The 25,644-nt window shown below is 70.3% G+C and carries 23 protein-coding genes and 1 pseudogene; 11 read left to right on the forward strand and 13 right to left on the reverse strand.

Features of this window, described 5'->3' with window-relative positions:
• Positions 1–77: 77 nt before the first annotated feature.
• From AB0G14_RS22145 to AB0G14_RS22180, 8 genes are all read right to left on the reverse strand, one after another.
• Entirely contained in the window at positions 78–692 is a 615-nt protein-coding gene (locus tag AB0G14_RS22145; RefSeq protein WP_357700191.1) for a helix-turn-helix domain-containing protein, read from the reverse strand.
• Between the two features lie 328 nt (positions 693–1,020).
• A complete protein-coding gene (locus tag AB0G14_RS22150) occupies positions 1,021–2,031 on the reverse strand; it encodes a ribokinase (RefSeq protein WP_357700193.1) in 1,011 nt (336 codons plus the stop codon).
• Complete coding sequence (locus AB0G14_RS22155) at positions 1,998–2,900, reverse strand: nucleoside hydrolase (protein ID WP_357700196.1); 903 nt, start codon at positions 2,898–2,900, stop codon at positions 1,998–2,000. The genes AB0G14_RS22150 and AB0G14_RS22155 overlap by 34 nt, the downstream gene beginning before the upstream one ends.
• A 39-nt stretch (positions 2,901–2,939) precedes the next feature.
• A complete protein-coding gene (locus tag AB0G14_RS22160) occupies positions 2,940–3,719 on the reverse strand; it encodes an ABC transporter permease (RefSeq protein ID WP_357700199.1) in 780 nt (259 codons plus the stop codon).
• On the reverse strand, positions 3,716–4,732 hold the full coding sequence (locus AB0G14_RS22165) for an ABC transporter substrate-binding protein (protein ID WP_357700202.1): 1,017 nt from the start codon (positions 4,730–4,732) through the stop codon (positions 3,716–3,718). The genes AB0G14_RS22160 and AB0G14_RS22165 overlap by 4 nt, the downstream gene beginning before the upstream one ends.
• Before the next feature lie 66 nt (positions 4,733–4,798).
• Entirely contained in the window at positions 4,799–5,554 is a 756-nt protein-coding gene (locus tag AB0G14_RS22170) for an ABC transporter permease (protein ID WP_357700206.1), read from the reverse strand.
• 92 nt (positions 5,555–5,646) lie between these two features.
• Entirely contained in the window at positions 5,647–6,447 is an 801-nt protein-coding gene (locus AB0G14_RS22175; protein WP_357700208.1) for an ABC transporter ATP-binding protein, read from the reverse strand.
• The gene (locus AB0G14_RS22180; RefSeq protein WP_357700210.1) at positions 6,444–7,451 is read right to left on the reverse strand and encodes a LacI family DNA-binding transcriptional regulator; all 1,008 of its coding nucleotides are present in this window, start codon (positions 7,449–7,451) and stop codon (positions 6,444–6,446) included. Before AB0G14_RS22180 ends, AB0G14_RS22175 begins: the two co-directional genes overlap by 4 nt.
• A 449-nt stretch (positions 7,452–7,900) precedes the next feature.
• Here AB0G14_RS22180 and AB0G14_RS22185 point away from each other — a divergent pair, with 449 nt between their 5' ends.
• The 7 genes from AB0G14_RS22185 to AB0G14_RS22215 all read left to right on the forward strand — a co-directional run bounded on the left by AB0G14_RS22185 (position 7,901) and on the right by AB0G14_RS22215 (position 14,462).
• Positions 7,901–8,911, forward strand: coding sequence for a dihydroorotate dehydrogenase (locus AB0G14_RS22185; RefSeq protein WP_357700212.1), 1,011 nt, complete (start codon positions 7,901–7,903; stop codon positions 8,909–8,911).
• A 29-nt stretch (positions 8,912–8,940) separates the two neighbouring features.
• Positions 8,941–9,765: an IclR family transcriptional regulator gene (locus tag AB0G14_RS22190; protein WP_357700214.1), complete on the forward strand. Its 825-nt coding sequence runs from the start codon at positions 8,941–8,943 to the stop codon at positions 9,763–9,765.
• Entirely contained in the window at positions 9,762–10,385 is a 624-nt protein-coding gene (locus tag AB0G14_RS22195; RefSeq protein WP_357700216.1) for a hypothetical protein, read from the forward strand. The genes AB0G14_RS22190 and AB0G14_RS22195 overlap by 4 nt, the downstream gene beginning before the upstream one ends.
• A gap of 115 nt (positions 10,386–10,500) precedes the next feature.
• Positions 10,501–10,974: a hypothetical protein gene (locus AB0G14_RS22200; RefSeq protein ID WP_357700218.1), complete on the forward strand. Its 474-nt coding sequence runs from the start codon at positions 10,501–10,503 to the stop codon at positions 10,972–10,974.
• Positions 10,971–12,269 (forward strand): Zn-dependent hydrolase, encoded by a 1,299-nt coding sequence (locus tag AB0G14_RS22205; protein WP_357700220.1) that lies wholly within the window; start codon positions 10,971–10,973, stop codon positions 12,267–12,269. The genes AB0G14_RS22200 and AB0G14_RS22205 overlap by 4 nt, the downstream gene beginning before the upstream one ends.
• Positions 12,263–13,114, forward strand: a complete 852-nt coding sequence (locus tag AB0G14_RS22210) for a hypothetical protein (RefSeq protein WP_357700223.1) — start codon at positions 12,263–12,265, stop codon at positions 13,112–13,114. The genes AB0G14_RS22205 and AB0G14_RS22210 overlap by 7 nt, the downstream gene beginning before the upstream one ends.
• A complete protein-coding gene (locus tag AB0G14_RS22215; protein WP_357700226.1) occupies positions 13,107–14,462 on the forward strand; it encodes a dihydroorotase in 1,356 nt (451 codons plus the stop codon). Before AB0G14_RS22210 ends, AB0G14_RS22215 begins: the two co-directional genes overlap by 8 nt.
• A 281-nt stretch (positions 14,463–14,743) precedes the next feature.
• On the opposite strand, the gene AB0G14_RS22220 is transcribed toward AB0G14_RS22215, so the two are convergent.
• Together AB0G14_RS22220 and AB0G14_RS22225 are read right to left on the reverse strand one after the other, a co-directional pair.
• Positions 14,744–15,418 carry a hypothetical protein gene (locus tag AB0G14_RS22220; protein ID WP_357700228.1) on the reverse strand — a complete coding sequence of 225 codons (675 nt, stop codon included), beginning with the start codon at positions 15,416–15,418 and terminating at the stop codon, positions 14,744–14,746.
• Between the two features lie 154 nt (positions 15,419–15,572).
• On the reverse strand, positions 15,573–16,439 hold the full coding sequence (locus AB0G14_RS22225) for a serine hydrolase domain-containing protein (RefSeq protein ID WP_357700314.1): 867 nt from the start codon (positions 16,437–16,439) through the stop codon (positions 15,573–15,575).
• Between the two features lie 389 nt (positions 16,440–16,828).
• On the opposite strand from AB0G14_RS22225, the gene AB0G14_RS22230 reads away from it, so the two are divergent.
• On the forward strand, positions 16,829–17,536 hold the full coding sequence (locus AB0G14_RS22230) for a VOC family protein (protein ID WP_357700231.1): 708 nt from the start codon (positions 16,829–16,831) through the stop codon (positions 17,534–17,536).
• Positions 17,537–17,739: 203 nt separating this feature from the next.
• Here the strand turns inward: AB0G14_RS22230 and AB0G14_RS22235 are convergent, their stop codons facing one another.
• From AB0G14_RS22235 to AB0G14_RS22245, 3 genes are all read right to left on the reverse strand, one after another.
• Positions 17,740–18,930 carry a serine hydrolase domain-containing protein gene (locus AB0G14_RS22235; RefSeq protein WP_357700234.1) on the reverse strand — a complete coding sequence of 397 codons (1,191 nt, stop codon included), beginning with the start codon at positions 18,928–18,930 and terminating at the stop codon, positions 17,740–17,742.
• 86 nt (positions 18,931–19,016) lie between these two features.
• On the reverse strand, positions 19,017–21,584 hold the full coding sequence (locus AB0G14_RS22240) for an FtsX-like permease family protein (protein WP_357700236.1): 2,568 nt from the start codon (positions 21,582–21,584) through the stop codon (positions 19,017–19,019).
• An 11-nt stretch (positions 21,585–21,595) separates the two neighbouring features.
• Positions 21,596–22,342 (reverse strand): ABC transporter ATP-binding protein, encoded by a 747-nt coding sequence (locus AB0G14_RS22245; protein WP_357700238.1) that lies wholly within the window; start codon positions 22,340–22,342, stop codon positions 21,596–21,598.
• A 274-nt stretch (positions 22,343–22,616) separates the two neighbouring features.
• On the opposite strand from AB0G14_RS22245, the gene AB0G14_RS22250 reads away from it, so the two are divergent.
• From AB0G14_RS22250 to AB0G14_RS22260, 3 genes and pseudogenes are all read left to right on the forward strand, one after another.
• Positions 22,617–23,783, forward strand: a complete 1,167-nt coding sequence (locus AB0G14_RS22250) for a histidine kinase (RefSeq protein ID WP_357700241.1) — start codon at positions 22,617–22,619, stop codon at positions 23,781–23,783.
• A complete protein-coding gene (locus AB0G14_RS22255) occupies positions 23,771–24,430 on the forward strand; it encodes a response regulator transcription factor (protein WP_357700243.1) in 660 nt (219 codons plus the stop codon). The genes AB0G14_RS22250 and AB0G14_RS22255 overlap by 13 nt, the downstream gene beginning before the upstream one ends.
• 567 nt (positions 24,431–24,997) lie before the next feature.
• A pseudogene (locus AB0G14_RS22260) lies at positions 24,998–25,585 on the forward strand (VOC family protein).
• The last annotated feature ends 59 nt before the right edge of the window (positions 25,586–25,644 follow it).

Raw genomic sequence — 25,644 nt, forward strand, 5'->3', positions numbered from 1 at the left:
GACGTGTTAGGTAGTGTCACGATGATCCTCTTCCTGTCTCCCATCGAGCCTAGCTCGCCCGGGAAGGCTGTCTCCTCTCAGCCTGACAGACAGGGTCCTCCCGACGGCGTCGGACGTAGCGGCGCGGCCACGAGCGTCAGATTCACCGGTACCGCGTCGACAGGCCGGCTACCTGCATCGCCGGCCGGTCGACGGTGGGCGAGCGGTGCCACCAACTCGTCCCACCGCTGTTTGAGCTCGGCAAACTCCTCCACTGTGAGGTAGAGCAGACTCTGCGAGACGCCCGCGTGCTCAGCCCAGCGCGGATCTTCGTCAGCGCGGCGCTGCTGCCAGTCCTCAAGTTGGGCAGCGGCCTGTTCGACGAAATGGCGGTCGAGTAGCTCGACCGATTCCCATGCCTCGGCCGACCCGCCCGCCGCCTCAAACCGGTGCGAGACAGCGGTAATTCGCCAAGGCCGCTCGCGGTTGTCGCCGGCGTCGGCCTGTTCGACAAAGCCGTACTTGGCAAGCTGCCGGAGATGATGCGATGCGAGCGCCTGACTGATGCCGAGCTGCCGGGCGGCGGCCGCAGCGGTGAGCGATCCCTCGCGACCGACGAGAGCACAGAGCTTGAGACGTAAGGGATGCGCAAGCGCCCGCAGTGCGAGCGGATCACTGACGACCCGCCGCCCGGGGTCCGATTCCAAAGACATGCTTGGAGTCTCAAGGCGACAGTGGCGGCTTGTCAAGCAAGCGCTTGGAATGTGCGACCGACCAGCGGCGCCTCGAACGGCGGCTGCCGTACCGGCGCGTCGACGTCGGCGTCGGCGCCACCTTCGAAGGGAGGGCCTGTGGAACCGAAGGTTGGAGGAAACCATGGCAGAGCCGAAGGTGTGGCTGGTGTGAATAGTTCCCAGCGAAGGAACAGGCGGGCCAGCCGAACCGTGACCCGCCTGCTCTTCGACCACCTTGTCCCGCGCGATCCAAGACCGTCAGATGTTCAGGTCTCGGCGTTGATGCATGCGCCCGTCCCTGCTCATGTCATGCCTCTTGGTCCGGAGACGCACCCAGCAGCGGGATCGCCACCAGATCCGGCTGGCTCGACGAGGTGAAGGCCGCCCTGGACACCTCATCCAGGGTCGGCAGCGCGCCTTGTGCGCCCCGGCCACGTGTCGACAGCGCCGCCGCGACGGCCGCCCAGCGGGCGGCGTCCGCCACGGCCCGGCCGGGCCGCGCCACCAGGGCGGTCGCGAGGGCTCCGCAGAAGCAGTCGCCGGCGCCGGTCGTGTCCACGGCCTCGGTACGGAGCGCCGGAACGTGATCGACCCGGCCGTCCGGCTCTATCACGGCCGCGCCCTGCGACCCGAGCGTCACCACGACGGTCGCCGCCAGCCCGAGCTTGCCGACGGCGCTCGCCACGTCGTCCAGGCTCTCTGGCAGGGACGTGCCGGCCAGGACCGCCAACTCGGCCCGGTTGGGCACCAGCACATCCACCCGGCGTACGAGGCCGTCGGGAAGCGGAGTTGCGGGCGCGGGATTCAGCACCAGGAGGCCCCCGGCCAGCGCTGCGGCACGCTCCAGGGCGGGCGTCGCGACCTCGCACTGCATCAGGGTGAGCGCTGCCGTCGCGATCATGTCCCGGTGCCGGTCGACGCGGGCCGCGTCCAGCGCGCCGTTCGCCCCGGGGTGTACCACGATCACGTTCTCGCCGGCGCCGTCCACCGTGATCAGCGCGGTCCCGGTGGGGACGTCATGGACGACCGCCAGCCCCGACACGTCCACGCCCCGGCCGGCGAGCCGCTGCCGTACCTGCTCACCAGCGGCATCGGCGCCGACGCATCCGACGAAGCCGACGGACGTACCGAGGGTGGCGATGGTCATCGCCTGGTTCGCGCCCTTACCGCCGACACCCTCCCGGTACTCCCGGGCGGTCAGTGTCTCCCCCGGCCCGGGGAGCCGGTCGGTCACCACCATGCGGTCAAGGTTGGCGCTGCCCACCACCGCGATCTTCGGGCCGTTCAACGCACCGTCGCCTCTCTGTCCGTCGCCCATGCCAGGACGATCTCGCGCCACGCCGTGTCGTCGAGGCGGCTCACCACCGTCACGGCCACGTTCCCCTCGGGCGTCATGTCCGAGCGGCCGTACGCGTCGACGGCCACCGTGGCGGGCGTCTCGACCGCCACCACCTCCGGGCGCGCCACGACAGCTGCGGCCACCAGGTCGTGGCAGTATCTGCTGGCCGTGCCGGACCAGTAGTGCGCCAGCATTCGCGCGCGCACCCCGGGCCAGCCGTTGCCGCCGGCGAGCACCCGCCGGACGGCCTCCGGCGGGCAGCTCGCCCGGGTGGTCGCGTCCGTCGGCACGACCCGTACGCCCTGGCCGGGCGGCTCGGCGAACAGGTGCCGAGCGGCCCGGGGGTCGCGGGCGAAGTTCGGTTCGGCGCCCCGCACCACGCCGGGCAGGGAGAACGCCCCACCCATCACGGTCAACCGGACGTGCGCGGGCCAGTGGCTCACCTGCCCGGCGAGGCGCTCGGCGGTGGTCAACGGGCCGAGCACCAGGTAGTCGGTGTGCGCCGGCAGTGACGGGTCGACGCGTACGTCGCCGTCGAACTCGGCGCCGTGCGTGGGGACGAACGGCCCGAGACCGTACTCGCCGTGCAGCCGCGTGCCCGACGGGACCGCGGCCCGCGCGGCGGGGTCGATCTCGGCGCCCCGCAGCAGCAACGGCCGCCGGGCCGGAGCGAGTGCGCGAAGCGCATGGGTGACCGCCGCCCCGACGACATCGGCGGACCGTCCCCCGCCGGTGGCGATGATCGCCGGTATCTCCACATCCGGCAGGCGCAGCAACCAGGCGAGTGCCACCAGGTCGTCCACGCCTCCGTCGGTGTCGACCACGATGCGCCGGGGTGGCCCGGTCATCGTCCCGGCCCCCGCCGGCAACGGCGGCTCCGCGGCGGCTCAGCCATCGGTCACACCGAACCGGGAGCCGAGCCAGGCCGCGACGGCGCCGATACCGGACCAGGAGACCAGCCCGAGCATGCTCAGCAGCAGCAGCCCGACCATTGCCTGCGGGATGTTGTCGGTCTCCTGGCTCTGCGCGACCAGGTATCCGAGCCCACCCTGGGCGCCGATCAACTCGCCGATCACGGCGGCGGTGACCCCGGCCAGCGCACCGAGGCGGAGCCCGACCACGATGTGCGGCAGGGTCATCGGCAGTTCGAGCCGGAAGAACCGCCGTGGGCCGGAGAGCGCGAGCACCTGACACAGGTGGCGGTAGTTCGTCCCGATGCCGCGCAGCCCGGCCAGCGTGTTGACCAGCACCGGGAAGAACGTGACCAGTGCGACCAGGGTGATCTTGCTGGTCACGCCGAGCCCGAGCCACAGCACCAGGAGCGGTGCGATCGCGATCTTCGGGGTGATCTGGATGAACACCAGCAGCGGCATGGCCGCTCGTTCCAGCCAGCGCCATCGGGACATCGCCACCCCGGCGAGCACACCGACCGCCAATCCGATCGCCACCCCCTGCAGCAGTTCGGCACCGGTCACCCGGAGGTGGACGAGCAACTGCTCGCCGGCGAGCATCCGCCAGGTGTACGTCACGATCTCGATCGGGCCGGGAAGGGTGTATGTGGGCACGTGCGCGAGGTGGACGTAGCCCTGCCAGACCAGCAGGAAGGCCGCCACCGACGCCGTGCCGAGCACGGCGCGCGGTAGCTTGCCGAGTCGCTGCTCGGTCACGAGGAGGCCTTCACGAAGTCGGACGCCCGCACGTCGCCCTGGATCAGGCCGTACTTCTTCTGCGCGTCCACGGCGTTCTGCCAGGCCGCCGGGTCGCCGTAGCCGAGCCCGTGCGCCTTGGTGGCGTCGCTCTGCCACAGGTCCTTGACGAAGACTTCCTGCATCACCTGGGTGACCGACTTCTCCTGGCCGGCGAAGCTGGTGGCGTACTTCTGGATGGACATCTCGACCGCCTGCGGCAGCTTGCCGTCGATGAGGTCCTGCAGCGCGGCGTTCAGCGCGGTGGTGAATCCGGCGACGGCCTTGGGGTTCTCCTTGGCGAACTGCTGGCCGGTGATCACGACGTTGCCGAACGACGGGAGGTACTGGTTGGACAGGATCTGGGTGACCTGCACCCCGGCGGCCTGCAGGGTGTAGTAGCGCAGCCGCGAGAAGACGATCGCGTCCACCTGCTTGTTCTGCAGTGCCGAGACGATGGCGCCGGTACCGACGACCTTGACCGTCAGGTCCTTCTTCACGTCCAGGCCCGCCGAGGCGGCAATCGCCGTCAGTTGGACGTAGTTCGGGGAGCCGAGGCTGGTCACCGCGACCGTCTTGCCCTTCAGGTCGGCCGGGTCGGTGATGCCGGAGTCGGCGAGGGTGAGCAGTGCGCCGATGCCCTGCTGGTACGTGGTGTGCACGACGAGGTCCGGCACGCCGTTGGCCACCGCCTGGATCACACTGTCGGCGTTCGGGAAGCCGAACTGGACGTTGTTGGCGGCCACGTTCTTGGTGATGGTCGCGGCGTCGGCGTACAGGAATTCGACGTCGAGGTTCTGCTTGGTGAAGTAGCCCTGTTCCTTGGCCCAGTACAGCGGCGCGTAGTAGGGGGCGGCGGCGCCGTCGATCTGGATGCTGACCTTGGTCGTGCCACCGTCGGTGCCGCCGCCGGAGGCATCGACGCCGCCGCAGCCGGCGGTGAGGGCGATGACGGTGCTGGCGGCGATACCGGCAAGGAGGGATCTCCGGGTCATGGAGCGCATGGGTGTACCTCGTATTCCAGTTCGATGGGGGTTGGCCACGACGGACAGGTCGTGTGATCAGGCCGTGACGGGATCGCGCCACCGCAGGGCGCGGGCCTCCACGAAGGAGACCAGTTGGTAGAGGGCGAGTCCGACAGCCACGATCACCACGATCGAGGCCATCAGCATGGGGACCTGGTAGGAGGAGTTGGCCTCGACCAGGAGGTAGCCGAGTCCCTGGCTTGAGGAGATCCACTCGGCGAGGACCGCTCCGGTCATGGCGTCGACGGCGGCTACCCGGGCGGCGGCGAAGATCGACGGCGACGCTGCCCGGATGTCGATGCGGAACAGTCTGGCTACCGGGTTCAGCCCGACGATGGTGGCGAGGTCCCGGTAGCCCGGGTTCACCTGCCGCAGCCCAGTGGCGGTACCGACCAGGATGGGGAAGAAGGACAGGCTCACGATGAGCACGAACTGGCTGGTCAGGCCGAGGCCGAACCAGAGCACGAACATGGGCGCGAGCGCGATCTTCGGCATCGCCTGGAACACGATCAGGAACGGGGAGAGCATCGCGTCGACGACCTGGGACCGGGAGACGGCCACTCCCAACGCGGCGCCGATCACCGCCCCGATCGCGAAGCCGACACCGATGTTACGGACCGTGTACACCAGGTGGGTCCACAGCGTTCCGGTCCGCGCGAGGTCCAGCAGTTGCGATCCGACCTCGGTCGGGCTGGCGAGCAGATACCGTGGGACGTCCGCCACCGCCTGGTACGCGCCCCAGGCGCCGATGATCACGAGGACGTACGGCAGCGCTGCGAAGGGCTTGCCCATGAGTCGCAGGAGGCCCCGTCGCGACGTACCAACCGGTGCCCCCGGCGGCGCGACGGGCGGTGCCGCCGGCTCGGGTGTCGAGGTCTGAACCGTCACAGTTCCCCCCGCAGCATGGCCTGGAACTCGGCGAAGCGCGGATCGAGCTTCGTCCGCGCGTCACGGGGCCGGGGCAGGGGCACGTCGTGGATCGCGCGTACCCGACCGGGGCGGGGTGAGAGCACGACCACCCGGTCGGCGAGGTAGGTGGCCTCGTCGACGCTGTGCGTCACGAACACGATGGTCTTGCCGGTCGCGGTCCAGATGTTGAGCAGATCGTCGTGCAGCTTCTCCCGGGTGATCTGGTCGAGTGCGCCGAAGGGCTCGTCCATCAGCAACAGCATCGGATCGTGGGCCAGCGCCCGCACGATCGAGGTCCGCTGCCGCATCCCGCCGGAGAGTTCGCGCGGCAGCGCGTCGGCGAACTCGGTCAGTCCTACCAGGCTCAGCAGTTCGCGTACCCGAGGCTCGTACCGCTGCCGCGGTTCCTTCAACGTCTCCGGCGCGATGCAGGCGTTACGCAAGACGCTGCGCCAGGGCAGCAGGACGGGCTCCTGGAAGACGTAACCGATGTCTCGGCCGGGTGTCGGCCGGCGTGACCACTCCGTCTGCCCGGAGGTGATGGTGTCGAGGCCCGCCATGATCCGCAGCAGGGTGGACTTGCCGCAGCCGGACGCGCCGATGATGGCGAGGATCTCGCCCTGCCGCACGTCGAGCGACACCTCGTGGAGCGCGCGCACCACCTTGCCCCGGTCGGACCGGTACTCCTTGGTGATCTGCGACAGCCGCAGCAGAGTTCCCTGCGCGGCCTGTGGGGAACGGCGTTCGGCGGTGGGGTTTCCGGTTGGCACACTCATAGCTGTCCACATCCACAACTTGTTCGGAAGACGGGCTCGGCGGGCAGGGCGATGTGCCGCGCCGGTCGGTACGGGTCGCGTATTCGCTCCTCGAGAAGCGTCAGAGCGCCGGCCGCGAGCGCCGGCAGGGGCTGCCGCATGGTGGACAGCGGTGGCGTCGTGTAGGCGCTGACGTCCGTACCGTCGAAGGACACGATGGCGATGTCTCGCGGTACGTCGAGTCCCCGTTCGCGCACGGCGCGCAGCAGGCCGAGCGCCTGCCGGTCCGAGGCGACGAAGACGGCGGCCGGAAGGGTCAACCGGTCGAGCAGTTCGTTCCCGGCCGCCCGTCCGCCCTCCGGCGTGAAGTCCGCCGGTACCTCCCACACGCCTTCGGTGATGCCGTGGTCGGCCAGCGCCTGCCGCCAACCGGACGTCCGGTCGCGCCCGACGATGGTCTCGCTCGGGCCGGACAGGCACGACACCTGCCGGAAGCCGTGCTCGACCAGATGGCTGGTGGCCAGCCGGGCGCCCTGATGGTGATCCACCGCGACCGAGTCGTACCCGGTCGCCGCGTCGGCCGGCACCCGGTCGAGGACCACCACCGGGCAGGGCGAGTTGGCCAGGGCGGATGCGGTCGACGAGCTCTCGTGGTGCGGCACCCACAGCACCCCCTCGGCCCGGACATCCCCCATGGCAGCGAGTCGCTCGCCCTCCTCGCCGCCGTCGGAGTGCAGCAGGAACAGCAGCTTTCCGCGGCGTGCCGCCTCGGTCTCGATGGCGTTGGCCAGCTCGGCGAAGAAGGGGTTGCCGCCGTCCGGCATCAACAGGCCGAGGAAGCCGCTGCGGGTACGGCGGAGCGCCTGGGCCACGCGGTTCGGGCGGTATCCGAGGTCCCGGATGGCTGCCTCGACCCGGGCCCGGGTGGCCGGTGCGACCGGGCGTGGACCGCCGTTGAGCACATAGCTGACCACCGACGGCGAGGTCTCCGCCCGCCTGGCCACATCGGCTCGAGTCACCTTCATGAACACCTCCGGGGGAAGGAGAGCCGAAGATACGTCCATCACACGGGGTAGTCAATACGTGTTGATAACCTCGGCCCCGGCCAGCGCTCGTTGGCGTCACCGGCACGCGTGACCGTCGCCCGGCGAAACAGAAACTTAACTTCGGTCAGTCGGAAGCCACCCGGCCGCCTGGGCACTCACGGCGCTCTGGAGCGCGCCCTCCAGACCGGGTCAGCGGTCCCGGAAACTGCGCTGAGTAGCCGGAACGAGGAAGCCCTCCGGCGGGAAGCCCGCATCACGGCTAGCGGACAGCACGTGACCACACTGCTTTCCACATGCTGAAACGCGCTGGCTCTCAGAGCTGCGCGGAAGGCTCTGGCGCTTCCCGGGGCAACGGCTCCACCCCTTGACGAACCACGGCCGGTGACGCATAGTCGACTCTTCCCAGACGGAAGAGGTACATCCGCGTCGTGGAAACGAGACTGCATGCCTCAACCGGCAACTCGGGTATTTCAGTCGCCATCCAGGGCGGCGAGACCGACTCGAGAGCTCGGTTCTGGACCCAGGAACAACGAACCAGCATCGATTTATCTGTCACTCTCGGTGACATCCGGCTGAGCAACCCGGTCATGCCCGCCTCCGGCTGTTTCGGCCCGGAGCTCGGCACGCTGGTGCCGCTGGACGAGCTGGGCGCGCTGGTCACGAAGACCGTCTTCGCCGCAGTGCGCTCCGGCAATCCCGCACACCGCATCACCGAGACTCCCGACGGGATGCTCAACAGCGTCGGCATCCCCAGCCCTGGTATCGACGAGTTCCGCTCCCGCGTACTCCCCCGCTACCTCGCCACCAACGTGCCCACCATCATCAGCGTCGGCGGGCTGACCGTGGCGGAGTACTGGACGGCGACGGAGCAACTGGCCGGCCACGGCGCCGCAGCGCTCGAGGTGAACGTCTCCTGCCCCAACCTCGAACACGGCGGCCTGGCCATCGGCACCGACGCGGCCACGGTCGAACGGGTCGTGTCCGGTGTGGTGGCCCGCTCGCACGTACCGGTGTTCGTCAAACTCACCCCGAACGTGACGTCGATCGTGGACATCGCCCGCGCCGCGGAGCGCGCCGGCGCCACGGCCATCACAGTGGCCAACACCTTCCCGGCAATGAGCGTGGACGCCGCCCGCCGTACGGCCGTACTCGGCAACGGCGTCGGCGGACTGTCCGGGCCCGCGGTGAAACCGATCGCGCTGCGCCTGGTCTGGCAGGCCGCCCGCGCGGTCGGCATCCCGGTCATCGGCTGCGGCGGCATCAGCTCGGCGCGGGACGTCCTGGAGTTCCTCCTCGCCGGGGCGAGCGCAGTCCAGGTCGGGACGGCCAACTTCGCCCGCCCGTACGCCATGGCGGAGATCGTGCGGGAGCTCGGGCCGCTGCTGGCCGCATCGGGCACCATGTCCGTCTCGGAAGTCGTCGGCTCACTACGGGTCTGAGCCCGTCGAGCCAATTCGAAGGAGACAGCGTGCAACCGGTCGTCAGAGCGCTGGAGATACTGCGGACCCTCGCCCGTCACGGCGACGGGATGAGCATGAAGGACCTGCACGAGACGCTCGACATCCCGCTCGGCAGCGCGCACCGGCTGCTGGCGGTCCTGGCCGAACAGGAGTTCGTCACCCGATCCCCGGTCAACCGCCGTTACTTCCTCGGCCCCGCCGCCCGTCAACTGGCCGAGCAGAACAGCCGCCGTACCTCCACACTGGTCGCCCCGCACCCTGCGGTGCTCGCCGCGGCCGCCGAGTCCGGGGAGACGGTGTTCCTCGCCGAACTGGTCGGCAACCGGGTGGTCTGCATCGCTCTCATCGAGAGCGTCCACCCGCTGCGATTGTTCGTCCGGATCGGCCAGGAAATGCCGCTGCACGCGGCGGCGTCCGCCCGCGCTCTCCTCGCCGACATGGACACCGACATCGTCCGCGCGCTGCTCGCGGAACGGCCGCTCACCGCGTTCACCCCGGACACCCCGGCCACCCCGGACGCCGTGATCGAACACCTCGCGGTCGTCCGGGCCCGAGGCTACGACGTCTGCGACGACGAACTGGACCGAGGCGTGTGGGCGGTGGCCGCGCCCGTTCGCTCGTCCACCGGCGCGACGTGCGCGAGCATCACGCTCGCTGCGGCCGCCGACCGGATGCGTGATCCGGTCGCCCGGGCCCGGGCGACTCATCTGGTGCTCGCCACGGCGGCCCGGCTCAGCGCCGAACTCGGCTACAGCAGCGAATTCACCCCGTCACCGCCGATCACCGAAGCCGACCAGACGGACAGCACCGCAACCTACCGAGGGACCCCATGAACAGAGCCGCACCCAGCACCATCGGCACCGGCGACACGACCGCCTTCCAGAACCGCCACCAACGTTGGCTGGAACTTGCCCGTGATCTGCGCGCCGCGGCGTGCCTGCCCGGCGAGTTCACCCTCGCACCGGCCGGCCCGATCGACGTCTACATAGATGTCTTCTTGTTCGAGACCCGCCCGACGATCCTGCGGCGGATGGCCGCCCTGATGGCCGACCTGCTGGACGCCACGACGGACCGGCTGGCCGGCCGGGCAGAGGTGGCACCCCTCGTCACCGCCCTGTCCCTGGAGACCGGTCTGCCCTTCGCGGTGGTCCCCACCCCTGCCGCCGGCGACCGCCCGACGCAGATCGAGGGGGAACTGCACGCGGGCGAACGCGTCGTCCTCGTCGAGGACGTGATCATGTCCGGCTCACGCGCCACCACCGCCGTCCACGCGCTTCGGGACCGCGGCGCGGTGGTGCCCGCCGTACTGGCGGCCGTCGACCGCAGCGGCGGCCAGGGCGAGGCTGCGGCCCGCTGCCCCGTCCGGGCCCTGTTCACCCCAGCGGACCTGCACATCCCCGATCAGCCGCGGGTCCGGGACCGCCAGGGCACAGTCGACGTACAACCAGCGTGACCCAGTTTCCACCGCTGCACCCGAACTCCGACCGCTGTCAGTCCACTGGTTCCTGAAAGGGGGACGGCGCTTCCTCCCCATGGCCAACGCCGAGGGTCACCGCGCCACGAACGCCATGAACACTCACCCAACACCGGCGAGCCAGCTCGCCGCAGCTGTCGACGAACTCCACCAGGCGGTCACAGCCGACCGTGCCGGTGCCGCGGCGGCCGTCGAACTCGTCAGCACGGCGATCGCCGACGCGCTGCGGCCGTACACCCCGACGGTGGTGGTCGTGCGGGACAACCTCGACGACGGCGTGCTGGCCCACGTCGTCTCCCGGGAGCTGGACCTTCCCACCGTACGCATCTACGAAGACTCCGGGCTGCTCTCGCTGAGCCCGCCCCCGCCCCCCGGAGCACGCGTCGCGCTTCTCGCCGCCTCCTGGCACGACATGTCGGCGCTGCCGGCGCTCCGACTCCTGCTCGCCCACGCCCAGGCCGAGGTGGTGGCGGTCGCGGCGGCGCTACCCGTCACCGACGCGGTCCTGGCAGCGGTTGACGGCACCCCGGTCGTCACCGCCGCAGCCATCTCGCGGACACCGCGATGAGCCTGGACACCGTCGACGTCGCCCTGCCCCTGGCCGACGCCAGCCGGTTGGCCGACCTGCTGGCGAAGTTCGCCGAGATCAGCGAGAGCACCGACGGCGTGACGCGACTCGCGTACACCCCGTTGGAACGCGCGGCGCACCGGATGTTCACCGACCAGCTCTCCGCGCTGGGCCTGCGAACCTGGACCGACGCGGCGGGCAACAGCTACGCCGAACGGCCCGGCGATGCCGGACCCGCCCCCGCCATCGGCACCGGCTCCCACCTGGACAGCGTGCCGCGGGCCGGACGGTTCGACGGCATAGCCGGGGTGGTGGCCGCCATGGAGGTCGCCCGGCTTCTCGTCGAGGCGGACGTACGGCACACCCACCCGATCAGGTTCGTGGCGTTCGCCGGTGAGGAGGGCGCGCGGTTCGGCCAGGCGTGCACCGGTAGCCGGATCGCGGCGGGCCTGCTGAGCTCGTCCGATCTGGCCGACCGGCGGGACGTCCACGGAGTGAGTCTCGCCGAGGCCATGCGGGCCGTCGGTCTCGATCCGAGCCGCCTCGAGGAAGCGCGCTGGCGCGCGGACGACTGGGCGGCGTTCGTGGAGCTGCACATCGAGCAGGGTGGCGTGCTCGAAGCCCAGGACGTGCCCATCGGCATCGTCGACCTCATCTCCGGCAGCACCCGGTTCCGCCTCGACCTGCACGGCCGTGCCTCGCACACCGGCGGGACGCCGATGCACCAGCGGGCCGACGCCATGATGGCCGCGGCGGAGATCACGCTCCTCGCCGAAAGCATCGCAACCGACCCCAGGCACCACGGTACCCGGGCCACGGTCGGCCGACTGGAACTCGAACCGGGATCGATCACCACGATCCCCGGCGAGGCTCGGCTCTACGTGGACATCCGCGACGTGGACAGCGACCGGCAGCGGTCGACGGCGACCGAGCTGATCCACGGGGCCCGCGCCATCTGCGAGCGACGCGGGGTTGGCCTGGACATCGAGTTGCTCGGCGACGCCTCCCCGGTGGTGCTGCCGATCTGGCTGCGCCGCCGGATCGCCGAGACCTGCACCGCCACGGGTACGACGTACCGGGTCCTGCCCAGCGGCGCCAGCCACGACAGCCAGATGATCAACAAGGTGGTGCCCGCAGGAATGATCTTCGTGCCGAGCCGGGCCGGGCTGAGTCACGTCCCCGAGGAGTGGACAAGCAGCGCGGATCTCGCCGCCGGAACCGACCTGCTCGCCCGAAGCCTGCTCGCCCTCGATCACGAGCTGACCACGACATCACCGACGGAGGGGGCATGCTGAACACCACCAGCGGGCGGCTCGTCCCGCTCGACCTGCCGCCGGCGCACCGGCCCCCACCCACCTGGCACCACGCGCCGGTCCTGCGCCACGAACCGGTCGGCGACCGGTACCGGTTCCTCCGCCTGCACGCCCCGACCATCGCCACCCTGGCCCAACCCGGCCAGTTCGTGATGCTCACGGCGGCGCGCGCCGACGAAACCGCCCCCGTCCTGCCGCGGCCGATGGCGATCTACGACACCGCACCCGAACACGGCACGTTCGACGTGGTGTACGGCGTCGTCGGCGGCGGTACGCGCCGGCTCGCCACCTTCGCCGTCGGCGAGACCATGCTCGCGACCGGTCCGCTCGGGCAGGGGTTTCACCTCTCCCCCGCGACCAGCCGGGTACTGCTGCTGGGCCGGGGCATCGGCACCTGTTCGCTGACCATGGTCGCCGCGGTCAACGCCCGCCGTGGCGGTACGACCGTCGCCGTCATCAGTGCCCGCCATCCCGGTGCGCTGATCGGCGCCGACATCCTGCGCCGAGGCGGTGTCGAGCACCTGCACCAGGTCACCGACGCGGACGACACCAGTGCGCCGGACTTCCTGTCCACCCTGCTCACCTCGACGCTGGACGCCGATCCTCCGCAGCTCATCCTCACCTGCGGTTCGCAACGGCTGACCGATCTCGCCGCCGACCTCGGAAGACGGTGGGATGCGGAGGTGCAGGTGTCCGTCGAGGCGCACATGGCGTGCGGCCTCGGGTACTGCCACGGCTGCTCCTCGGGGCAGCGGAGCACGGGGACTGAGGCTCCCCTGGTGTGCCTGGACGGGCCGGTGTTCAGGTGGGGATCCGCGGATGACTGAGCCCGGCTGGAACCTGCACCCGCTGTCAAGGCAACCGCTGCTGCCACCCACCGTGCTGCGGGGCGTACGACCATACGGCGAGGAACCGGTGGACCTGCTGATCGACAGCGGCCGGATCGCCGCGCTCGATCCCGCCGGGCGGGGACCCGCCGTCCACAGCATCGACTGTCACGGCCTGATCGCTCTGCCTGCGCTCACCGACCTGCACACCCACCTGCGTCAGCCCGGTGCGGAGGACGCGGAGACAATCGCCACCGGCACGCTCGCGGCGGCCAAGGGCGGCTACGCGACGGTGTCCGCCATGGCGAACACCCAGCCGGTGGCGGATGATCCGCGACGCGTGGAGTACGTCGCCGAGGTGGCCGAACGCAGCGCACACTGCCAGGTACGGCCCGTGGGCGCGGTCACCGTCGGCCTCGACGGCACCACGCTGGCACCGATCGAGGCGATGGCCGCCTCGGCCGCCCGCACCCGGATGTTCTCCGACGACGGCCGGTGTGTGGAGGACCCCGCGTTGATGCGACAGGCGCTGCGCCGGGCGGCCGACGTCGGCGGATTCATCGCCCAGCACGCCCAGTCCTCGCCGCTGAGCCCGAACGCCCAGGCCAACGACGGCACGGTCGCCCGCGAGTTGGGCCTGCCCGGATGGCCCGCCGTCGCCGAAGAGGCGATCATCGCCCGGGACTGCGTGCTGGCGGGCGCGGACGACACCCCGCTGCACATCTGCCATGTCTCGACGCGCGGCAGCGTGGAGATAATCCGCTGGGCCAAATCGCGGGGCTGGCCGGTCACCGCGGAGGTCACCCCGCACCATCTCCTGCTCACCGACGAACTGGTACGCACCGGTGACACCCGCTACAAGGTCAACCCGCCGCTGCGGAGCGCCCAGGACGTGACGGCCCTGCGGGAAGCGCTCGCCGAGGGAGTCATCGACGTGGTCGCCACCGATCACGCGCCACACCCCGCCGCCGCCAAGAACCGTCCCTGGTGCGAGGCGCCACCCGGCATGCTGGGACTGGAGACCGCGCTGCCGGTCGTCGCGGAGACCATGGTGCGCACGGGCCTCATGTCGTGGCGCCGCCTGGCCGAGGCGATGGCCATCCGGCCCGCGGTGATCGGCGGAACAGCTGTCGGCGGCGGGGATCCGCTCCAGGTGGGCATGCCCGCCACGCTGTGCCTGGTCTCCACCGACGCCGACTGGACGGTCGACGCGGCCCGATTAGCCAGCCTGGCCCGGAACACACCGTTCTCCGGTCATCGGTTCTCGACTCGGGTTGCCGCCACGATCATCGGCGGCAGGCTCGCCTGGTCAGCCATCCCCGGTACGGACGGCTCAACCCGCGCCTGACCCATGAGGTCGACCCCGCCGAAGTAGACCTTCCCAGCTCGCGGTGCTCGGTGACGGTAACCATGACGAGCGCGACCGCCTCACTTGTGGGCCGTCGCTGAGCGGCCAGGGCTTCCCACTGCGCGTCGGGCAGCGCCAAGGCAGTGGCGATGACCCTCGCCACTGCCGCGAGGGTTTGTCGCGTGGCCGTGGCGAACGCCCGCCGATGGCCCCCGCCATCGGCAGGCGTCCACCACCGCGAGTTCGACCACCACCCAGCCAGGAACGCGAGAGGGTGGGTTTCAGATCAATGGCGCGTACCACTGGGCGCCGGTCACCCGGATCCGCCTCGACTGCTTGCGGTTCCACTCCACCCGCATGCCGTACCTGCGAAGCACCGGAAAGACGATCTCGTCCAGTAGCCGCTCCAGGTCGGCCTGGTAGCGGGCCTGCTGTTCGGCCTCCGACAGGGCGGCATAGGCGACCTCGTCGAAATCCGCTGGCGGATAGGCGCCGTAGCCGAGGTAGACCTCGCCGTCCCCGCTCGCGAGCAGCGACTCCGTGTCCTGCTGGTGGTACCAGAGGTACCCGTGCCAGTGCCGGGAGTCGTCCCGCTCGTCGTGGATCTCAGCGGCCGCGCAGGTGCCACAGCAGCTGAAGTTCTCCCTGGCCAACACGCCGAGCTCGTTGAGATCGACGAAGGCTCGGGTGAGGTTGCTCCGCACCTCACTCCACTCACGCTGCTGCTCGCGCCGAGCGACCAAAGCCTTTTCGTACGCCACCCTGAGTTCCTCGTCGGTGGCACCGTGGCGCTGCTCGTCCTCGTCGAAGAAATCGACGAACTCGTCGGCGTCATCCTGGCCACGCACGACCCAGTCCCAGATCTCGGCCTCGATCTCCCCACGGCCCGGCTCCGCAATCCGCTCGGCCAGGAACCTGACGCCCTCAGGGCGGTCGTTGTAGACCCATCCAGTCACGGCGACGATCTTCACACGGGCCTATGACAGGTCTGAGCCAGACCGTGGTGAGCTTTGTCCGAGGCAGGTCATAGTACGTCGCCCTGGCAGGCCCAGACGTCCACACATGCCGATGGGCGGATGCCAGCCGCTGGCCTCGGTAGGGTCTTCCGGATCAGGACGGCCGCTGTGATTCGAAGTGCCTGATCTGTGCGAGCAGCGGCTTCACGCTGGCGTCCGTCGCCTCGGTATTGCTCAGGACCACGATGCGCCGACCCAGTTCCGGAATGTTGCCGGTGAACGCCTTGTAGCCCGCGTTGTGGCCGCTGTGGTGCCACCACCGTCGGCCGTTGAGCTCACCGACGAAGACTCCGTAGCCGTAACCGCTGTCATCCGGGCCCTTGCCGGTCCGCGCCCGTTCGGTCAACATCAGCGTGCGGTGCGGCTCGGTCAGCAGATGGCCGCCCTGGAGGGCATCGAGCCAGGCCAACACGTCCTTGGCCGTCGACCACACGTCTCCGGCTCCCATGCCTACCACGTCCAGTTCCCACGTCGGCAACGGCTGGCCCTCAGCGTCGTGACCGAGCGCCAGGTCCGGCCGCACACCGGGCGCTCCCGCGAACGTCCTGGTCAAACCAAGGTGATCAAAGATGCGGTCTGCCAGGAAGACTCGATAGGGCGTATCGGCGGCCCGTTCGACGACGTGCGCCAACAGCACGTACGCCGGGCTGCTGTAGCTCCAGCCCTCGCCCGGCGCGTATTTGAGTGGTACGCAGTGGAAGGTCTTCAGCAGTTCGCCGGGCTCAACCCGCTGAGCTAGGTCGATCATGGGATAGTCGTCCCAGTGGCCGAGGCCGGAGGTGTGGGTGAGCAGGTGGTGCAGCGTAATGTCTCGCCACTCCTCCGGGCAGCCGTCGATCCAACGACCAACGGGATCGTCGAGGACCAGCACGCCGTCCTCGACGAGCAAGAGCACGGCAGCCGCGGTGAACTGCTTGCTCACAGAGGCCAGCTGATACCGCGTCTCCGTGGCGTCGTCCACGATGAAGTCCTCACCCTGCCGCACCAGAATCTCCGCTCGAATCATGGCGCCGACCCTAGACGCCAGCGGCCGGGCTGAAGCTGTCAACTGCCGGCGTCGTGAGGTACGTACCAATCACCGAGTACGCGCCGTGGTCCGTACCACCAGAACCATCGGGTGCCTCGCGCGGGATCGGGGCCGAACACCGGCACGGTCAGGATGCTGAGCAGGAACAGCACCGGCAGCGCGAGCGCCGGACACGGAACCCTCCCGCACCAGTGACGTCCTGCTGCGCTACGTCCCCCGCCATGGTGCGCGCCGTGTCGGCACGACGCACGGCGGGCCAGCCGGCAGGGAGCAGGCCGGCTAATCACCTTGTTGCCCGGCTGGCCCCTGCCTACTGTGATGCGATGATCTCGCGACTGCTGACGGTGAACTTCGATGCGCACAACGCGGCCCGCCTGGCGCAGTTCTGGGCCGGCATGCTCGGCCGGCAGGTCGTCGAGGACGCCGGTGGCGCGCTCCTGCCCGGCGAAGACGGCCAGCTCAGCCTCCGGTTCGTCCCGAGCCGCGCGGAAAGGGTGGGACCGAACCGCCGCATGCACCTTCACCTGACCAGCGCCAGCCACGACGACCAGCAGCACACGGTGGCCACGGCGCTGAGGCTCGGCGCCAGCCACCTTGACGTCGGGCAGCGCCCCGAGGAGGGGCACGTCGTCCTGGCCGACCCCGAGGGCAACGAGTTCTGCGTGATCGAGCCAGGCAACGCCTTCCTCGCCGGGTGCGGCCTGCTCGGGGAACTCGCCTGCGACGGCACCCGGGAGGTCGGCCTCTTCTGGAGCGAGGCGCTGGGCTGGCCGCTGGTATGGGACCAGGACCAGGAGACCGCGATCCAGTCACCGCACGGCGGCACGAAGGTCGCGTGGGGAGGCCCACCCGTGGCCGAGAAGGAGGTGCGGAACCCGCAGCGCTTCGACCTCGCCCCGGCCGGCGGTGACCAGCAAGCGGAAGTCGACCGGCTGGTCTCCCTCGGGGCCACTCGGCTCAAGGTCGGTGCGGACGGCACTGTCGTGCTGGCCGATCCCGACGGCAACGAGTTCTGCGTGAAAGGAAACTGACCACAGCGCGGCCGGGCCACGCGCCTCGGCGGCGGCCCCGGGGCCAGCGCGGCCGAAACATCCGCTCGTCGGCACGCCCGGGCGGCAACCGGGCCAGCTCGGCGTAACGCTGCGTCGTACAGTCAAGTGCAGGCGCGCCGGGCCCTGACCGGCGTGGCCATCGCCGGTCAGGGCTCTCGTTCACGACACGCTGTGCGGTTCGGTTACACCCGGCCGCACAGAGCGTTCTGGATCAGCAGGTCGGCACCGCGTTGCTGCTGGAGGAGGCTGTCCAGCGAATCGCCGAGCGAGGCGGACATGGACACCAGGGCGCTGCGCCGGCCGTCGTCGGTGACGCCGGTGACCGTGATGTAGCCGCCGTCGCCGCCGTCGTGGCCCCAGTAGACGCCCCCGCAGGGCAGCGGGCGGCTGACCAGGCCGAGCCCGTAGAGACCGCCCGGCCAGATCGCGTTGATGTCCTCGTTGATCTCGACGGTTCGCTTCATGTCGGCCAGTTGTGCGGGGCGCAGCAGCCGGCCGCCCAGCAGCGCACGAAAGAACCGGTCGAGGTCCCGGGTGCTGGAGACCATGGAGTCGGGGTCCACGAGAACCTGCTCGGTGACGTCCACCAGCTCACCGGTCTCGAACAGTTGGTATGCCTGGGCGTGCGGCTGGGGCAGGAACGGCGAGGTCCCGGGCCAGGTGGTGTGGTGCAGCCCGAGCGGACCGACGATCCGGTCGGTGACCTCCTGTTGCAGAGAACGGCCGGTGACCCGCTCGATAATCATGCCGACCAGGACGAAGCCGGTGTTGGAGTAGGCCCAGCCCTCTTCGGGTTCGAAGTCCGGCCGGTGGTTCATCGCCCGCGCCACGAGTTGCTCGCGGGTGTACACGTCGTGTCGCTGCTGGAGGTACTCCTCGGGCGTCGTGTAGCCGGGCAGGTCGTCGTGGATCCCGCTGGTGTTCTGCAGGAGCTGGCGCACGGTGATCCGGCGGCCGTCGTTGCCGTTGCCGCGGACCACGCCGGGCAGCCACCGCTCGACGGTGTCGTCGAGGGACAGTCGATGTTCCTCGACCAGTTGCAGGACGACGGTGGCTTCGAACGCCTTGCGGACACTCGCGATCCGGAAGCGTCCGTTGGGTGGCATCGGACGTCCGGTGGCACGGTCGGCGACGCCGCTGGTGGCGACGAGGTGCCGGCCGTCGGAGGTGGTCACCCGGGCTTGAACGCCGGTCACCCCGAGGGCGTGGATCGCGTCGGTGTCCCGTTGCAACCGGCCGCCGGCGTGGCCGGAACCGGCCACCGATCCTTCGGCCTGGTCGAGCCCGGTGACCGTGAACGTGAGGGCGACAAGTCCCGCCGCCGCACCCAGCGCGACCCGCCGCCTCGAAAGTTTTCTGCTGTTCGATCTCATGCCGTCGACGTTAGGAGCCGCGTCGACGCGGACCGATACCTCGTACCACCGGATACGTGGTACAGCTGGCTGTAGTGCCGCTGGCGTCACTCGCGAACGCCAATCGCGTCGACCGGCTGCGACCGCATGGCGATCCGAGCCGAGTTCATGATGGCGGCCCAGCCGAGCAGCGCGGCGACCGCGACGATTCCCAGGTAGATGAGCGGTGGGATGGACGGAATCAGCGTCCTGGTCAGTCCGATGCTCGTGCCGATCAATGACGGGATCGCAGCCAGGGTACCGATGAGCACGGCTGCGACGACGATGATCCTCGTCTCGCTGCGCATCATCGCGAACACCTGGCGACGGGTGGCCCCGACCAGTTGGAGCAGGGCGAATTCGCGAAAGCGTGCGGCGGTCGCCATCACCAGGGTGTTCGCCACGGCGATCGCGAGGTAGCCGAGCAGGACCGCGTTGAGGATGAGGCCGACCGTCGACTCGCCGGCGGCCGCAGCGCTCTGCGCGGCGACGAACGACTCGCGGTTGTTGACCTGGATGGTCGGGAGGTGTTGGACGGCGGATCGCAACGCATCGCCGAGTGCCCCGACGCCGGTTCCCGTGGCCGCCGTGACCAGCACCGCGAAGTCCAGGCGGTCGGTGGTGTGTTCGAGGACGAGGTCGTGCGGCAGCGTGACGTCACCGAGGCCGAGTCCTCTCTCGTAGAGCGCGACCACCGTGGGCTTGATCGGCGTGCCGTCATCGAGATGGAGGTCGACGGTGTCGCCGAGATCGGCGCCGAGGGTGCCCGCCACGATCCGGCTCAACGCCACCGTGTTGCCCTGCACATCCGCGACATCGCCCTCGAGAACGGCGAGATCCATGGTCTCGGCGAGCTGGTCACCGGTGACCCCCTGGGCCGAGTAGGTCCTGATCTGAGGGCTGTCCCTCGATCCGAAGGTCGCCAGCGTCCGCGTACGGACGACCGGGGTCACCGCCGAGACGCCGGGCACGTCCCGGAGCACGTCCGCGACCTCGGGCGACACGCCGGCGGACGTGGACGTGACGACGTAGTCCGCGCGCAGTCCGTCTGCGGCCTGATCCCGCGCGGCCGAACTCGCGGTCGTCCCGCTGAAGAGCTGCCCGGCGGCCAGGGTGATACCCATGATCAGAGGAGTGGTCGCCGCGGCGAGCCGCCGCGAGTTGGCGTGCGCATTCGCGGTCGCGAGGAACCCGCTGGCGCCCGACCTGCGGTTCAGCCCGGGGCCCAGCACGGTGACGGCACCGTCGAGCAACCGCGGCCCCAGCAGCGCGACGGCGAAGACGAGCAGGAACGCCGAGAAGGCCGCGCTTTCAGCGGCCCCTTCACCGGGTAGCACCCACGGCAGCACGACCGCCATGGCGAGACCGGCGGGGATCAGCAGCAAGCCGACGGTCAACCGGAGCCAGCCGAGTTTGGGTGGCTCCACGGCGGCCTCGCCGAGCGCGTCCACCGGCGTGAGCTTGGCCGCGCGCCGGGCGGCTATCCAGCCTCCCAAACGGGCGCCGATCAGGCACAACACCATCGTCGCGAGTACCGGCAGCGGGCTGATCGACAGTTCGAAGTCGTCCGGAACCGCGCCGGCCAGGATCAAGGTCTCGCGGAAGAGGAAGCTCAGTCCGACGCCCGGAATCACCCCGAGCACTGCTCCGAGCGTGCCCACCACCATGGTCTCTGCGGCGATCATGCCGAGCACCTGCTTCGGGGTCGCGCCGATCGCCCTCAGCAGCGCCAGTTCCCGCAGCCGCTGCCGAACGGACAGAGCGAGTGTGCTCGCCACGACGATCATGATCACGAGAACCATGCTGCCGCCGAACGCCAGGGACAGCTCGCTGATGAACGAACGCGTGCTGCCGATGTCAAGGAACTCGGCCTCGCTCCGGTCACTGCCGGTGTGGACGACCACATCGGCGACTGCCGCCTCGATGGCGCCTGCCAGCTCGTCGGCACTGATACCGGGTGCGGCCAGCACGCCGATCGCGTCCACCCGGTCCGGTTGGCCGGTCAGTTCCCGGGCCCGGTCATCGGTGAAGAACAGTGCGGACTGCCGGGCGAGTTCGCCTCCTGGCAGACTCACGATGCCGGTCACCCGGTAGGTCGACGTGTTTGAGCCGACCGCGAGTCGAACCGACGCGCCGGCGGTGACGCTGGCCCGCTCGGCCAGCGCGGAGTCCAGCACCACGTCGTCCGGCCGGGTCGGGGCCTGGCCGGCGCTCGTGGTGAACGGGCCGAGCGCGGCCGACTGCCAGCCATGCCCCAGCGCGGGGGTGCTGTCCGGCCCGGCGAGCACGTCGGCGTCCGCCGTCACGAGGCTGACCGGCACGTTGACGTCGGCGATCGCCGCGCGGACGCCAGGAACTCGCGCGATGTCGCCGACCCGGTCGGCCGGCAAAGTGGCCCGCTCGCCGAACCGGGGATCCACGTCGTCGGCCATCGGCAGTGCCTGCGGGGCGCCCACCACCAGGTCGGCAGCTTGGTAGCGCTCGGTGGGCACGCCCGAGCGTTCGCTGCTCTCCAGCAGGATCCCGCAGGCCGTGATCACCGCCGAGCCGAACAGCACCGCGACGAATGCCGCGACGAACCCGCCCTTGCGTCCCTTGACCGTGCTCCATGCCAGCGCCAGCATGCGCTTCGACATCACGCGGCGGCTCACGGCTCCCCCAGGTGAGTCATCCGCTCGGCGATCTGCTCGGCGGACGGTCGGGTCATCTCACCGGCCAGTCGGCCGTCGGCGAGGAACACCACGGTGTCGGCCTGGGCGGCCGCGACCGGATCGTGCGTGACCATCAGCACGGTCTGCCCCAGGTCGTCGACGATCTTTCTGAGCAGTGCCAGGACCTGGCGGCCGCTGCGGCTGTCCAGCGCGCCGGTCGGCTCGTCGGCGCACACCAGGTCGGGCCGGTTGATGAGCGCTCGGGCGATCGCCACCCGCTGCTGCTGGCCACCGGAGAGCTGGCTCGGGCGGCGGTCGTGATGCTCGGCGAGCCCGACCGCGGCGAGGACACTCGCCAGTTGCTCGGGATCGACCGGTCTCTCGGCCAATCGGACAGGCAACGTGACGTTGTCCGCCACGGTCAGCGCACCGAGCAGGTTGTACGCCTGGAAGACGAACCCGATCCGGTCCCGCCGGAGCTCGGTCAACTCGGTCTCCGACAGGCTGGACAGCTCCGTGTCACCGAGCACGACCCGGCCCGATGTCGGCCGGTCCAGACCGGCCGCGCAGTTCAGAAAGGTGCTCTTGCCGGACCCGGACGGGCCCATGACGGCGGTGAACGTACCGCGCGGGAATCCGGCTGTCACCCCGTCGAGAGCGCGTACCGTGTTCTTCCCCGCCCCGTACTCCTTCGACACCGAATCCAATCGCACTGCATACGATTGCGTTGCAAATGCCGGCATCGCACCCGGGTATGGCGAGTCGGTCGCGGTGGCCTCGACCGGCGCCACGCGTCGTCTCGATGGGTTCCTGCTGGTCAACCTCATGCTTCCGACGCTAGATTTCCGCGTCGTCGAATACCGATACCCCGTACTACCGGATGCGAGGTACAGCTGGCTGTAGTGCCGCGGGCGGCGGCCACCGGGCAGACTCGACGCCGTGTCGGGAACGCGAAGGGACGCTGCCCCCGAGGGGTACGCAGAGAGGGCATCTCCTGTGACGTCGGGTCGACGGTGGGTGCAGGTGTGGCGTGGCGGGGCCTACCTCCTGGGATCACTGGCCACCGGGATCGCCACGCTGCTCGCGCTGCCGCTGCTGTGCCATCCGAGGCTCGCCCGGCGTTGGGCGAATTGGCACCGTGACCGCGCCGGCCGGCTGCTCGGGGCCCCGTTGGCATCGCGTCCTGCCCTGCGCACGACGGGACGCCGCGCATGGGCCGATCCGGCCACACCCCGCGACCTGCTCTGGCTGCCGGTGAACGCCATCACCGGGGTAGCGCTCGGCCTGCTCACGCTGCTGTGCGTGGGCAACCTCCTGCCCGCCGCGGTCGCCACACCTCTGTGGTGGGCGTTCGCACCGGAGGATCGGCCCCGGCTGTTCATCGATATCCCGGTGACCAGCTGGGCGACAGCCCTCACCCTCGGTCCACTGCAGATCCTCCTGCTCACCGCGCTGGCGTACCTGGCCTTCCCGCCGATTGCTCGCGCACACGCCCGGATCTGCCTGGTGGCGCTGTCGCACTCGACGGCCGAGCAGCTCGCCGACCGGGTCGCCGTGTTGACCCGCACCCGGGCGGACGTGCTCGACGCACACGGCGCAGAGCTGCGCCGGATCGAGCGCGACCTGCACGACGGCACCCAGGCCCGGCTGGTGGCCATCGCGATGCGGCTGGCCGTGGCCCGGCAGGCGTTATCCGACAATCCGCGAAACGAGCAGTTCCTGGAAGAACTTCTTCGGGACGCACACGAGGGAACCGAAGAGGCGATGACCGAGCTCCGCGAGGTGATCCGGACCGTCTACCCGCCGATCCTCGCCGACCGCGGCCTCACCGGTGCACTGACTGCGGTGACAGCCCGCTGCGGCGTGCCAACCCGGCTGGACATCGGCAACCTCGAAAAGGTACCGGCGGCCGTGGAGGCCGTCGTCTACTTCGCCGTCGCCGAGGCGCTCACCAACGTCGCCAAGCACAGCCGAGCGACCACGGCCGGCGTACGGGTGAGCCGAACGGCAGACCGGTTATCGGTGGTCATCACCGACAACGGCGCCGGCGGCGCCGACGATCGGCTGGGCACCGGCCTTGCCGGGATCCGTCGCCGGGTGCTCGCGCTCGACGGCACCGTCGACATCGACAGCCCGGCCGGCGGGCCGACGACGATCACCATGGAGCTGCCGTGCGGGTGGTAATCGCCGAAGACAACGTGCTGCTGGCCACCGGGCTGGAACTACTGCTCAACAGCGTGGGGTTCGACATCGCCGCCATCGCGGGCGACGCGGCGGGCTTCCTCACCGCCGTGCGGGACCATCGGCCCGACGTCGCCATCGTCGATGTCCGGCTGCCGCCGTCATTTCGCGACGAGGGCATCCGAGCCGCCCTGCATGCCCGTCGAGAGCACCCTGGCCTACCGGTCCTGGTGCTGTCGCAGTACGTCGAGCAGCAGTACGCCGCCGAACTTCTCGCCACCACCGGCGGCGGCGTCGGCTACCTTCTCAAGGATCGCGTCAGCCGGGTGGATGAGTTCGTCGACGCGCTGCGCCGAGTGGCCGCCGGCGGCACCGCCATGGACACCGAGGTCATCGCCCAACTCCTCGCCCAGCGCAGGGACCCGATCGCCGTCCTCACGCCCCGCGAACGCGAGGTACTCGCACTGATGGCCCACGGACACGACAACAAGACCATCGCTGACCGGCTTGTCATCACCGACAACGCCGTACACAAGCACATCGGCAACATCTTCAACAAGCTGGGCCTCGCCGTCACCGACAGCGGCCACCGCCGCGTCCTCGCCGTTCTCACCTACCTCAACGGCGCGGGCCAGACCGGCGGCGACTGAGTTCATGATCCGTCGAGGTCTCCCGGCTCCCCGGGGAACAGGATCGGCACTCACGCCAGCGCGAGCGCATCGCCGCTACGCACACCGCGAGCCCCAGTGCCGGGCCCCGGTCGCGATCTTTGCTCATGCGGGCACCCTAACCGGTTCGCGTCGGTGGCGACGTCGCCTGCGGGAACGAGCACCGGCGTAGACACGGCGCCGCGTGCGGCGGAAATGGTAGGCACGTGCCGCGCTCGTGGCAGCCGAGAGTGCCCCCGTCGGCGGGACGACCGACGGCTGATTCGCGGCCACGATCTAGGCACCGGTGAACGCCGACCTGATCGTGGGAGGGCTTCTGTGCGTGAAATGGCTCGACGAGACGCCTTGCGGGCCGCGGTGGTTACGGCTGCGGCGGCAGCGCCTCCGGCGTCGCTGCTTCGACCTGGTGGACGGGCGCGGCCCCGACGCGTAGATCCGGACGGCGGTTCAGCTGACGATTCGCCCGATCCGCCCCGTACGACGCGCGAACGGTGCCACGATGCCGGCAGGGCGTGCCGGCGGTGGCCGCCCCGGTCGAGAGGGGTCGACGTGAGCACCGTCCCGACGGGCACGCCCTGCTGGGCCGACCTGGGCACCCCGGATCTCGCTGACGTGCGGCGCTTCTACCCCGAGCTGTTCGGCTGGACCGGGCGGATCACGCCGGAGCCCGAGGCGTCTTCCTCCTCGAGGGCAGGGCCGTGGCCGGGGCCGGCCCGCCAGCCATCCCGGACCAGGTGCCGATCAGGTCGATGTACGGCGCGACCGACGACGCGGACCTGGTGGCCGGCCGGGTCGAGCGGGCCGGCGGACAGGTGGCGGGGCCCCCGTTCGAGGTCCTCGGCTGGCACCCGGACGACCAGCCGATGGGAACGATCACCGACACCGGCGGGCGGCTGGGCGCGCAGATCGTGGCGGGGACGATGCCGCCGCGACGACTCTCCGGAGGACTCGCCCGCCTACTGGTCGGTGTACTTCGCGGTGGTCGACGCGGACGCGGCGGCCGCCCGCGCCGGCGAGTTGGGTGGCACCATCCTGGTCCCGCCTCGGGACATCCCGGCCGGCCGCTACGCCGGGCTTCGCGATCCGCAGGGCGCCCTCTTCAACGTCATCTCCCTCTCCCGCACCGCTGCCGGCTGACAGCCGTCGGCTGTCGGTCCCGCCCGCCGCCATCCCGCCGAGACTTGCCCGAGCAGAGG

This window comes from Micromonospora sp. NPDC023814 (assembly GCF_040639595.1).
Taxonomy (GTDB): Bacteria; Actinomycetota; Actinomycetes; order Mycobacteriales; family Micromonosporaceae; genus Micromonospora.